This window comes from Chryseobacterium sp. CBTAP 102 (genome assembly GCF_003201365.1).
GTDB lineage: Bacteria > Bacteroidota > Bacteroidia > Flavobacteriales > Weeksellaceae > Chryseobacterium > Chryseobacterium candidae.
Map to the genome: position 1 here is coordinate 79,588 of NZ_QICX01000005.1, position 12,396 is coordinate 91,983.

The 12,396-nt window shown below is 35.4% G+C and carries 12 protein-coding genes; 4 read left to right on the forward strand and 8 right to left on the reverse strand.

Features of this window, described 5'->3' with window-relative positions; translation table 11 throughout:
• Positions 1-7: 7 nt before the first annotated feature.
• Positions 8-712 carry a response regulator transcription factor gene (locus C8D70_RS08660; protein WP_110367053.1) on the reverse strand — a complete coding sequence of 235 codons (705 nt, stop codon included), beginning with the start codon at positions 710-712 and terminating at the stop codon, positions 8-10.
• A gap of 100 nt (positions 713-812) precedes the next feature.
• Between C8D70_RS08660 and C8D70_RS08665 the strand changes: the two genes are divergently transcribed.
• Together C8D70_RS08665 and C8D70_RS08670 are read left to right on the forward strand one after the other, a co-directional pair.
• The gene (locus tag C8D70_RS08665) at positions 813-1,472 is read left to right on the forward strand and encodes a YiiX/YebB-like N1pC/P60 family cysteine hydrolase (RefSeq protein WP_076595891.1); all 660 of its coding nucleotides are present in this window, start codon (positions 813-815) and stop codon (positions 1,470-1,472) included.
• Positions 1,473-1,632: 160 nt separating this feature from the next.
• On the forward strand, positions 1,633-1,944 hold the full coding sequence (locus C8D70_RS08670; protein WP_076595913.1) for an NIL domain-containing protein: 312 nt from the start codon (positions 1,633-1,635) through the stop codon (positions 1,942-1,944).
• Positions 1,945-2,148: 204 nt separating this feature from the next.
• Here C8D70_RS08670 and murA read toward each other — a convergent pair whose 3' ends face one another.
• Positions 2,149-3,456 (reverse strand): UDP-N-acetylglucosamine 1-carboxyvinyltransferase, encoded by a 1,308-nt coding sequence (gene murA, locus C8D70_RS08675; protein ID WP_076595892.1) that lies wholly within the window; start codon positions 3,454-3,456, stop codon positions 2,149-2,151.
• Positions 3,456-4,124 (reverse strand): DUF4290 domain-containing protein, encoded by a 669-nt coding sequence (locus C8D70_RS08680; RefSeq protein ID WP_076595893.1) that lies wholly within the window; start codon positions 4,122-4,124, stop codon positions 3,456-3,458. Before C8D70_RS08680 ends, murA begins: the two co-directional genes overlap by 1 nt.
• A 187-nt stretch (positions 4,125-4,311) precedes the next feature.
• Here C8D70_RS08680 and C8D70_RS08685 point away from each other — a divergent pair, with 187 nt between their 5' ends.
• Positions 4,312-5,751 carry an alpha-amylase gene (locus C8D70_RS08685; RefSeq protein WP_110367054.1) on the forward strand — a complete coding sequence of 480 codons (1,440 nt, stop codon included), beginning with the start codon at positions 4,312-4,314 and terminating at the stop codon, positions 5,749-5,751.
• A 260-nt stretch (positions 5,752-6,011) separates the two neighbouring features.
• Here C8D70_RS08685 and C8D70_RS08690 read toward each other — a convergent pair whose 3' ends face one another.
• Positions 6,012-6,422: a thiol-disulfide oxidoreductase DCC family protein gene (locus C8D70_RS08690; RefSeq protein ID WP_110367055.1), complete on the reverse strand. Its 411-nt coding sequence runs from the start codon at positions 6,420-6,422 to the stop codon at positions 6,012-6,014.
• A gap of 4 nt (positions 6,423-6,426) precedes the next feature.
• Positions 6,427-6,894 (reverse strand): heme-binding domain-containing protein, encoded by a 468-nt coding sequence (locus C8D70_RS08695; protein ID WP_110367056.1) that lies wholly within the window; start codon positions 6,892-6,894, stop codon positions 6,427-6,429.
• 460 nt (positions 6,895-7,354) lie between these two features.
• On the opposite strand from C8D70_RS08695, the gene katG reads away from it, so the two are divergent.
• Positions 7,355-9,634: a catalase/peroxidase HPI gene (gene katG / locus C8D70_RS08700; protein ID WP_110367057.1), complete on the forward strand. Its 2,280-nt coding sequence runs from the start codon at positions 7,355-7,357 to the stop codon at positions 9,632-9,634.
• 93 nt (positions 9,635-9,727) lie between these two features.
• On the opposite strand, the gene C8D70_RS08705 is transcribed toward katG, so the two are convergent.
• The 3 genes from C8D70_RS08705 to C8D70_RS08715 all read right to left on the reverse strand — a co-directional run bounded on the left by C8D70_RS08705 (position 9,728) and on the right by C8D70_RS08715 (position 12,245).
• Entirely contained in the window at positions 9,728-10,162 is a 435-nt protein-coding gene (locus tag C8D70_RS08705; protein ID WP_076595898.1) for a transposase, read from the reverse strand.
• Between the two features lie 624 nt (positions 10,163-10,786).
• Entirely contained in the window at positions 10,787-11,257 is a 471-nt protein-coding gene (locus C8D70_RS08710; RefSeq protein WP_110367058.1) for a hypothetical protein, read from the reverse strand.
• A gap of 226 nt (positions 11,258-11,483) precedes the next feature.
• Positions 11,484-12,245, reverse strand: coding sequence for a sterol desaturase family protein (locus C8D70_RS08715; protein ID WP_110367059.1), 762 nt, complete (start codon positions 12,243-12,245; stop codon positions 11,484-11,486).
• Positions 12,246-12,396: the final 151 nt, after the last annotated feature.

A 12,396-nucleotide genomic window follows, 5' to 3' on the forward strand; every position in this document is an offset into this window, starting at 1 on the left:
TACTGATTTACTGTACAGTGCCTGTTTCGTAGTCTTTTTTCATTATAAATCCCATGCCGGCTTTGGTATGGATCAGTTTGGTTTCAAAATCTTTATCTATTTTCTTTCTGAGATAATTGATATAGACATCAATAAAGTTAGTGCCTGTGTCAAAATGAGTTTCCCATACTTTTTCCGCAATTTCACTTCTGGAAAGAACCCTTTCGGAATTCTCCAGCATGAATTTTAAAAGATTAAACTCTTTAGGAGTCAGCTTTATGGGCATTTGATCGCGGTACACAGTTTTTTGTTCCAGATTCATTTCAATACCTTCGTATTTAAGAACAGAAACCTTTTGATGCGGCTGTTGTGAAAATCTTTTCAGGAGTACTTTAATTCTTGCTATCAGTTCACGCATTTCAAAAGGCTTGGTAAGATAATCATCAGCTCCTGCATCAAATCCTTCCAGTTTGTCATCCGTAGTTCCCAATGCAGTAAGCATTATGACCGGAAGATTGGGTTTTAAAGCTTTGATTTCGTTACAGAGTTCAAGACCATCTTTTCTGGGCAATACAATGTCTGTCACTACCAGATCAAAATGGGTCTGTAAAGCCAGCTTCAGACCCGTATTTCCATCGTAAGCTGCAGTGACCTCAAATTCTGCTTCCTGAAATCCCTTTGCAATCAATTTTGATAGTCTGTCGTCGTCTTCAATTAATAAAATATGCGGCATAAGATTCCTGGAATGTTTGGGTTGGCGTGAAGAATAGATCAATATTACCACAAATGTAATGAATTCTATTTTGTAATTTTGGTCCTGAAAATAGAATCGAATGTGTGAATTTAGATTAAAAAAAATAACTGCTGCAGGGCTTTTATACTGTCTGATTTTATTATTGGTACAATGCAATAATACTGTTCCTATAAGTAATATACAGCTCAAAAATGGTGATCTGCTTTTTGTGACAGCCAAAGAATCCGGGCTTTCGGGAGCGATTAATAATGTCACTCAAAAACAAAAAACAGCCTCATTTGATCATATAGGAATTCTTGAAAAAGAAGGTAACCGGATCTTTGTTCTGCACGCTGCACCTAAAGGCGGTTCTCAGAGGCAGGATGTAAAAGATTTTATTAAAGATCAGAAAAAAGAAGGGCAGGAAGTGATTGTTTACCGGTTAAAACCGGAATATCAGAAAGCTATTCCTGAAGCGGTTAAAAAGGCGAATACCATGTTGGGTAAACCTTACAATTTCAATTATATTCTGGATGAAAATTCTTATTACTGTTCAGATTTTGTGGAAAGAGCTTTTCGGGAAGAACATATTTTCAAACTGGAACCCATGACATTTACTGATCCGAAAACAGGAAAAACAAACACATTCTGGGAAGAATTTTACGCTAAAAAAAATCTGAAAGTCCCTGAAGGTGAACCTGGCTGCAATCCAAACGGACTTGCCGGTTCTGACAAATTGGAAAGAATAGGAAATTTTTAAAATATAGTGAGAAGCTGAACAGAGCTTCTTTTTTTATGTTAAATTTTTAAAAATATTAGTCTACTAATTTGGTGGACTAATATTTTTTTATATTTTTGTCACAGATTTAAAAGCAGAGTGCCCTATGATCTGACAGATTTTAACCCCAAAATGTTTAGCAATGATTACACTGAATCCCGGCCTGCAGGTTTTACAAAATAAAATAAACCTGCCTAAAAAAGAATTATTACTGGAAATAGAGTTGAATGGCAAAATGAAATTTGAACATTTGATGAATACGATCTATAATCAATTCGGCATTTGTCATAAAGTGTTATCTGCTAATGTAGAGTATGTGAACGGATACAGTTTCGGCTCAGTACAGTTATATATAAATGTGAATTCAGATGATTTTCAGCAGCTTGAAGTGTATCTGAATAAAAATAAACTTATCAATACAGCGGTAGAATATACCTGCAGAACCTATTTTTAAGTGAGATTCATATAGTTTTAATTACTCAAAGTGTCTGGTTTTTACCGGGCACTTTTTATTTTATACTAAAAGCAAATAATCGATTGGTACAAAATTCCCCTCCTCTGGAGGGATGGCGAAAATTCAAAGAATTTTTGACGGGGTGGTTAAAAAAAAAGCGTTCAGAACCTTCTGAACGCTTTTCTATCATTAAATAAAATAATTTTAGATTCTTTCGATGTCAGCACCAATAGCTCTTAGTCTTCCATCAATATTCTCATATCCTCTGTCGATCTGCTCGATATTATGGATAATAGATTTTCCTTCTGCAGAAAGTGCTGCAATAAGAAGTGCATTTCCGGCTCTGATATCCGGGGAAACCATGGTTGTTCCTCTTAACGGAGCTTCCTGGTTCAATCCGATTACCGTGGCTCTGTGCGGATCACATAAAATGATCTGCGCGCCCATATCAATTAATTTATCTACAAAGAATAATCTGGATTCAAACATTTTCTGATGAACCAGAATACTTCCTTTTGCCTGGGTGGCTACTACTAAAATAATAGACAATAAATCCGGTGTAAATCCAGGCCATGGCGCATCCGAAATGGTAAGGATAGAACCGTCAATAAATTTCTGGATTTTATAATGTTCCTGAGCTGGAATGTAGATATCGTCACCGCTTTGCTCAAGCTGGATTCCTAATTTTCTGAAGGTATTCGGGATAACACCAAGCTGGTTCCAGTTTACATTTTTGATGGTGATCTCAGATTTTGTCATCGCTGCAAGACCAATCCATGAACCGATTTCTACCATATCCGGAAGCATCGTGTGTTCAGTTCCTCTCAGATATTCAACACCTTCAATAGTAAGAAGGTTGGATCCGATTCCTGAGATATTCGCTCCCATTCTGTTCAGCATTTTACATAATTGCTGAAGATAAGGTTCACAGGCAGCATTGTAGATTCTGGTCTTTCCCTTTGCTAAAGCGGCTGCCATTACAATATTGGCAGTTCCGGTTACAGAAGCTTCTTCCAATAAGATGAATTTTCCTCTCAGTTCCTTAGCTTTTAAAGAATAGAAATATTGCTCCTCATCATAATTGAATTCAGCGCCTAATTCTACAAGTCCCTGAAAGTGAGTATCCAGTCTTCTTCTCCCGATTTTGTCACCTCCCGGAGTCGGCATATAAGCCTCACCGTAGCGGGCAAGCATGGGTCCCATCAGCATAATGGATCCACGGAGTTTTGCTCCGTCCTTTTTGAACTCGTTAGATTTAATATAATCAAAATTAACCTGATCAGCCTTGAAAGTATAATCTCCCTGTCCGTTTTTAGTAATTTTTACACCAAAATCTCCAAGAATTTCAATCAGTCTGTTCACATCATGGATATCCGGAATATTTTTGATTCTTACTTCTTCGTCCGTCAGAAGAACAGCACATAAAATTTGCAGAGCCTCATTTTTGGCTCCTTGTGGAGTTATTTCACCCTGCAGTCTTTTTCCTCCTCTTATTTGAAATGTTCCACTCATTATTTTCTGTTTTTATGATTGTTATTATGCCTTCTTTTGTTGGGCTGGTTATTGTTTTTATTATTGTTATTATTCCTGTTGTTACTATTGTTATTATTTCGGTTGTTGTTATTGCTCGTGTAATAGATTTTACTCTTCTCAAGAGAATCAATTCCGGTAAGATCCAACCTGTTTTCAGACAGCTCTTTCAGGTGGCGGAAAATAACATCATCCGTCACATGTTCTTTATTATAGACATTATAAGACTTCTTCATATTGTTGGCGATCACTTCGATAAGGGCTTCTTTTTCATCACCCGTTTCCAGTTCGATTGCTTTTTCGATCAATTGAAGAATACTTTTTCCGTAGAACTTAAAGTCACCTTGAAGTTTTGGATATTCCATTCTTTTAGGTTTTTCTGCCAATTGTTCAGGAGTAGGGAACGGATATGGGGACTCTACATCCAGATCATAATTGGCAAGAATAAAAAGATGATCCCAAAGTTTATGTTTATAATTTTCCTCGTCGCGAAGTTGTGGGTTTCTCTGACCCATAAAATCGATGATTGCCATAGCCATTTCATTCCTTTCGTCTTTGGAAGGAAGTTCTTTGCAGCGCTCAACCAACTGTTGTATAATTCTGCCATATTCCGGCATATGAAGCTGAGTTTTTTGGGTATTGTATTCCATAGTATGCAAATATATGCATTAAAAGAAAAATTGTCTCGGGAATCTGAAAAATTTATGATTTTTTAATGAAAAACTTGAATGTCTTTCTTCTTTATTTATTGCTGAAAATGAAAATATTTCCCATTGGTTTGAGTTTATATCTAATAAAATCGTATCTTGTTTAATACATTGATAATTTATTAAAGCGATGAAAAAAACAAACTTTTTCCTTTCAATGCTGGCTTTGGCATTGGTAAGCTCATGCAGAACCACTGATGAATTAACAACTGAGACTTCCAGGCAAGAAGAAGTTCATAACAAAACAGTGAATGTGACCCATCATGATGGCCGGCCATTCAGTACAGGAAGTAGTTCAGGTTCTGCGCAAGGTAAATTCACAGCCGGACCCGGTGGAGGAGTTCTGATGCAGGGCTTTTACTGGGACGTTCCGCAAGGTGGCAACTGGTGGAATACTGTTAAAGATAAACTGACAGCGTGGTCCAATGCAGGAATTGGCGCTGTATGGTTACCGCCGGCCTCAAAAGCACAGAACGGAGCCTATTCTATGGGATATGATCCTACAGATTATTATGATTTTGGAGATTTTAATCAAAATGGAAGCATGGAAACCCGTTTCGGATCCAGAGCCGAACTGGAAGCTTTGATTACAAAGGCTCATACTGAAAATATGCAGGTATATGCAGATATTGTAATCAATCACAACAGTGGAGGGCAATCCGAAGCCAATCCTTTTACAGGAAACAATACCTGGACCAATTTTTCAGGGGTTGCTTCAGGAAAATTCCAGAGAAATTATAATGACTTTTACAAAAATTCCTATGGAAATAATGATGAAGGAGCTTTTGGCGGTTTTCCGGATTTATGCCATGCGAATCCTCATGTGCAGGACTGGCTTTGGGGAAGAGATGATTCTGTTGCCAAATATTACAAAAACGTAATGAAATTTGATGGCTGGAGGTTTGATTACGTTAAAGGGTTCGGTCCGTGGGTCGTTAATGCATGGAATTCTAAAGTAGGAGGATTTTCTGTCGGAGAATTATGGGATTCAAATGTAAATACACTCGAGTGGTGGGCAAATAATGCCAACAGTTCCGTATTTGATTTTGCGGCTTATTACAAAATGGATGAAGCCTTTGATAATGGTAATTTAAATGCTTTGAATGACGATATGATGTGGAAAAGAAATCCATACAAAGCAGTCACATTTGTTGCTAATCATGATACAGACATCATTTACAATAAAATGCCTGCATACGCCTATATATTAACCCATGAAGGGTATCCCACTATTTTTTACAGAGATTATGAAGAATGGTTAAATAAAGAAAGACTGAACAATCTGATCTGGATTCATAATAATAAAGCTACCGGAACAACTTCTATTCTCTACACCGATAATGACGAATATATTGCAAGACGTAACGGTTATAATGGTAATCCGGGACTTGTTGTTTACATCAATACGTCTTCAAACTGGCAGGAAAGATGGATAGAAACCAACTGGAGCAGCCAGCAGATCAAAGACTTTACAGGGAACTCAAACTGGTACCCAACAACCCAGGGAGATAAATGGGTGAAAATCCAGTGCCCGCCGAATTCTTATTCTGTATGGTCGCTTAATTTATAAGTAATGAGCAATGGGTAATAATTGATAATTGATAATTGATAATTGATAATTGATAATTGATAATTGATAATTGATAATTGATAATTGATAAAGCTGGTAAGAGACTGTTCTTCAGCTTAATTTTTATTAAACATTAAACTAAAACAACTAAACGTCTTATTTGTCATTCCGTAGGAATCTATACAATACATTAATATTGCAGGTAACTCTTACGGAATGATCTTTTTATAAGTTAAATGAAACGGTGTAAGAACAATTAATTAAACCTGGATAAACTTTTTCTTCTGCTGCTGATCCGGTAAATAACATTTCTGATTGGCCAGTTTCATTCTGTTTTTGGAAATGAGATCATACACTTTGTCACTTAAAGATACAGGCAGAATTTTCCCAACAACGGAAAGTTTATAAACTCCTCCCAGTAAATTAGCGATTTCCAGTACAGCTCTTGATTTGATATGATAATACCGTCCGGGTTTCCATAAATACATGGTGTTGAATACATTGGTTTCCAGCCCTCTTTCTGATAAGAACTGCTGTCCGAAATCAGATTGAAGAGAAGCAAACATGAACTGGTCTTTCTTATCCCGCTCCAAAATCCACTGCACCCAGAAATTACAGACACCGCAATCTCCATCAAAAAATACAATATGCTTATTTTTCCAATTTTCCATGATGTTATTTATTAAACAGGATTCCTCTTTCAGTGTCTTCTTTTACTTTTTTAAAATATTGAATAAGATCTGCACGCTGCTCATCAGACAGTTTAGCATTCTGATGACCTAAATAATAAGATTCAAGAGGCATCTCTTTTTTCTCAATCATTTCTATACATTCTTCCAGTTTATGAACCTGTCTCTGAGGCTCATATACTGCAAAGGTAGAAAAATTAAGATGTTTCCTGCCTTCATTAATATGGTTTTTTACCCACCATGAAGTTGGTGAAATATTGCTGTACCATGGATACTTTGTTTCATTGGAATGACAGTCATAACATGACGTTCTGAGGGTATGGGCAATTTTCTCCGGTGTATTTTTAATTTTTAGAAAGTCCATTCCCGGAGTAAGTGGTGGATTTGTTTTATCGATAGGGAAAAACTGAATAATGATAAACGTAACGAGAATTACAACAATTATTTTTTTCATAGCAGATGTTCATATTTTGTCAATATAAAGATAGATAATTTATTTTTAGTGAGATAAAGCCTGAAGTTGGGTGATGGAAGCTGGAAGTACTTTTTAGTGGGTCTTTAAATAGGGTGTTTTTTCTTTTTTTTAGAAATTCTTAATTTATATTTCATGATGCTGTTAAACTTTCTCTTTCCAGCATCCAGTTTCCTTTTCCCTTTAAATTCTTACCTTGAGTAATTCTAAATTGGACTCTATACTGCTGTTTTTATTTAAGTTAATCTGAAAAATGACTAACTTAATACCACAATTGCGTCCAGAAACTGTGCCGTTAAAAATATTAATTTATAGTTTTTAACTATCGTTGAAATAAAAATTAATAGATTGTATTTATCAATCAAACGTTGTAGGTTTGTCATATTCTTACAACAGAAAATTGAAACTGTAATAATCAACATAAAAAATAAAATAAACGACAATGGAAAAAGATTTGAATGACATCAGTAAATGCCCGTTTCACAACGGAACAATGAAGAAGAGTGTAGCCGGAGGAGGAACCCAGAATTCTGATTGGTGGCCGGATCAGCTTAGAGTAGATCTTCTGCGTCAGCATTCTTCCCTTTCAGATCCTATGGATAAGGATTTCGATTATGCCAAAGCATTTGAAAGCCTTGATCTGGAAGCAGTAAAAAAAGATCTTCATGCATTGATGACAGATTCTCAGGATTGGTGGCCGGCAGACTTTGGTCATTACGGTCCTTTGTTTATCCGTATGGCATGGCACAGCGCCGGAACATATCGTGTGGGAGACGGAAGAGGTGGAGCAGGAGCAGGACAACAGCGTTTTGCACCTTTAAACAGCTGGCCTGATAACGTAAGTCTTGATAAAGCAAGAAGATTGCTGTGGCCGATCAAACAGAAATATGGAAGAAACATATCATGGGCAGATCTTCTGATCCTTACCGGGAATATCGCTCTTGAATCCATGGGCTTTAAAACATTCGGATTTGCGGGAGGACGTGCAGATGTATGGGAACCGGATTCCGACGTATATTGGGGATCTGAGAAAACATGGCTTGGAGGGGATTTACGATATGCTCACGGTTCGGAAGGAGTAGAAGAAGGTCATTCGGCAGTTCTTCCTGCTGATGATAATGCAGATGGAGATACTCATTCAAGAAATCTTGAAAATCCATTGGCAGCCGTACAAATGGGACTTATTTATGTAAACCCTGAAGGTCCGGACGGAAATCCTGACCCTATTGCCGCTGCTAAAGATATCCGTGATACTTTCGGCCGTATGGCGATGAATGATGAAGAAACCGTTGCTTTGATTGCCGGAGGACATACTTTCGGAAAAACCCATGGAGCGGGTCCGGCAGATCATGTAGGAAAAGAGCCTGAAGCAGCCGGAATTGAACAACAAGGGCTTGGATGGGCAAGTACTTATAAGTCTGGTAGCGGAAGAGATGCTATTTCCAGCGGTCTGGAAGTAACCTGGACGGAAACGCCTACCCAATGGAGTAATTATTTCTTTAAAAACCTTTTTGAAAATGAATGGGAATTAACAAAAAGCCCTGCCGGAGCTCACCAGTGGGTAGCAAAAGATGGAGCAGATATTATTCCTGATGCGTTTGATTCTTCTAAAAAGCATAAACCAACAATGCTTACAACAGATCTTTCCTTAAGGTTTGATCCTGTTTATGAGAAAATTTCAAGACATTTTTATGAAAATCCTGATGCTTTTGCTGATGCTTTTTCAAGAGCATGGTTTAAACTGACACACAGAGATATGGGACCGCGTGCCCGCTATCTGGGACCGGATGTGCCGCAGGAAGAACTGATCTGGCAGGATCCTATTCCTGAAGTAAACCACGAACTGGTTGATGAAAAAGATGTGGAAGCGCTAAAATCAAAAGTTTTAAACTCAGGATTAAGCCATTCCGAACTGATATCTACAGCCTGGGCTTCTGCTTCTACTTTCCGGGGAAGTGATAAGCGTGGGGGTGCCAATGGAGCAAGGATCAGACTGGAGCCTCAAAGAAACTGGGAAGTCAACAATCCTTCACAGCTGAATAAAGTATTGGGAGTACTGGAAGGAATTCAAAAAGAATTTAACGATTCTCAAAACGGAGGTAAAAAAATATCATTAGCCGATCTGATTGTTTTAGCAGGTAATGCTGCAGTAGAAGTGGCTGCCAAAAATGCAGGTCAGGACGTAAAAGTTCCTTTTGCTCCGGGAAGAATGGATGCTTCTCAGGAACAGACGGATGTAGAATCTATGGGTTATCTTGAGCCTGCAGCGGATGGATTCCGTAATTATCTGAAGAGAAAATACACCGTATCTACAGAATCTTTACTGATTGACAAAGCTCAGTTATTAACACTTACTGCCCCGGAATTAACCGTATTGATAGGAGGAATGCGTGCTTTAGATACGAACTTTGACGGTTCAAAACATGGCGTGTTCACCAGCCGTCCGGGAGTTCTTACCAATGATTTCTTTGTGAATCTTCTGGATATGGGAACTCAATGGAAAGCAATGTCAGATGATAGAGAGCTTTATATCGGAACTGATCGGAAGACTGGTCAGCCAAAATGGACAGCAACCCGTGCAGACCTTGTTTTCGGATCTAATTCTGAATTGAGAGCCGTGGCTGAGGTATACGGAAGTGCTGATGCACAAGGTAAGTTTGTAAAAGACTTTGTGGCAGCATGGACGAAAGTGATGAATCTGGACAGGTTTGATCTGGTTTAATAAATAAAAATGAAAATAGAGAAAGGCAGCTTTTATGGCTGCCTTTCTTATTGATTATAAGGGATGTATTTGCATTAATTTCAGGAGAACTAATTAATTTTGATCATTGTTAAACGTAACGTCTTTCGTAATCCATTTATATAAAGTTGTTTTAGGTATTTGATATTCATTTATAATTTCACTTCTTGTTTTTTTTCCACTTTTTATTAGGTCTAAAATGAAATCTATTAATTCTTTGGTGTATATGTTTTTACGGAATTTAGGAAGTCCTTCTTTTAAGGAATGCTTTTTTACAGAGGTTTGAGGAGCATATAGAATTAAGTGCTGGCTATATATTCTGAAAAAATCATATTCAAGTAACTTACTCCATTTTAAAAGTATATCAGTATCTATATTTTTATCATGATACATATTTTCAATTTCTTTTTCACTTATTTTCATGAAAGAACATATCCGGTCTGAATGTATACCTAAATATTGAACTCTTTTTTTTATTAATTCACCGATATTAATATTTTTATATTTCATGATTAATTAAAGATTAATTGATGTTGTGAAATGTAATGAATTGTACTTTTTTACATCTCCGATGCAGGCATTGATTAATTTTTGAGGGAAGGATCCTGCATCGAAGAATCAGTAAAGATAAAATTGAACATTTATAAAATGAGAATCTTTACCAGGATAGAATTGTGTTTTTAGAATCGTTTATCTAATAATTCTCTAAAAGTTATATTTAATAGTTTCATCATTTTTACACTGAATATTATTTATTAGTATCTGCCCCTGAATTGTAAAATAAAGTATTTAAATATATTTCAACAGGTGTTATTGGATGATGCAAAAGTATGAGTCTGAATAAATCAATAAAACATATTTTAAACTAAAATCTGTAAAATGCTTTAATATTACTTATGTATTGTATTATAGTAAGTTACGATAGTTGATTTCATATAATTGATTGTTTGGTATTTATAGATGTAACTTATTCTTGAAAATAACTATTACAAAATGAAGAAGTATTTTTTACAAGATGTTTTTATTATAAATTTTGTTGCAACTATAATAAATGAATATTCAAAAAATAGAATTGGCAGATTGTAGTTTTTATTTTCGGATGATGGCTCTTTTACGAAATAACACTATCAAAGATTAAATAGAAATATTAAAATTGGAAATTTTATTTAATTCTTTGAGTGATGAACTGAATTTTCTCAGTTCATTTTTATTTATCCCAATCAATGAATATTTTAAGACCTTGGTTTTGTTGCCATGATAAGGAGTAAAGCAAATAAAAATTGTAGATTTTATGCTATACCTTAAAATATCAATTTGTTGTATGTAAACTATCGGGATTTCAATGGGTGGATAGAATTTATAGAAGCCAATGAAGTGTTTGGTTTTTATAGTAATTATTTCTCCTGAGTTTTCTAATTCACTATATTTCACTTTTTTGATTATAAAGAAATTTATAAATACAAGTATGCTAATTGAGACAAAAGTGATAGCCTTATGATATAATGGAGTAAAAAGGAATACTATATTGCCGGCTACGCAAATCACTGAAAATAAAAGTAAGACAATACTCATTCTATTTATATTTTTTTTATTATCTATTTTCATACGTTTGATTAAAGGATCTATTGTTTTTAATATTTTTTTTTAATAAAAGATTATTGAAGTCTTAGTATAGCAGTATTTTAAATAGTCTTGTGGAATGTTAAAAAACTCCGATACTATTACTGTTTTTTAACTGATAGCATCGGAGAAAAGTAGGGTGAAAAAAAAGATTTTAAAAAAAATCTAAAAAATGAATTAATTAAGTTTTTTTGAAGGATCTGAAACGGCGTTAATCCGGAAATCTCCTATTTTGAATTTCATCGTACACATTTTCATAGTTTGGATATTCTGTACCTAACATTTTATCCCAAAACCTAAAATATAATCCATAATTTCCTTTAAATTTAGAATGATGCAGATTATGGTAGGTTGAGGTAGTTATTATAGTAAATAAAAAAGACCCTCTTAACCACTTTGGAGCAATTTCATACCCTAAATGTCCATAGGCGTTGATAAATAAAGAAGAGACAAGGAATAATAATAAACTTATAGGATGAAATGGGAGCAGAACTATGATGATGGGTACAATAAATGCTTCTCCAATTGCTTCTAAAAAATGGAACGAATAGGATGCGTACGGGGTTGGATTTGTGGATTTATGGTGTGTCAGATGTGCGTATTTAAAAATACGTTTTATATGAAGCAATCTGTGCAGCCAATAAAAATAAGTATCATGAATTATTAAGCCCATAATAAAAGCCCCCGGAATCCACCACCATGAATATTGATTGATATCTGTATACCATTGGGTGTATTTTACCAAATCAGTATTTATAACTGTAACAATTGTTACAGTCATAACAAATGTAGACAGCAGTGAATTTATGATTTCTCTTCGAATGTCACTGCTATTTAAATTTTTCTTTTGAATCTTGGACTCTTTCAGTACACGACCGAATATTTTATAACAAATGATATAAAAAAAGCTTGCTATAAAGAAATATTCCAAAATAGAAGTTGCGTATGTATTAATTATTTCCCTTGAATCCATATCTTAAGTTTTATTTCATGAAAACCGGAGAGAACTGATGTTTTAATATAGTTCTTTCCGGAAACATATAATAATAAAATTTGAAAATGCAGGCAGCTTACAGATTCACCACCAGAAGTTAAATTATTTCTACCTGCAAAGATAGGATCCC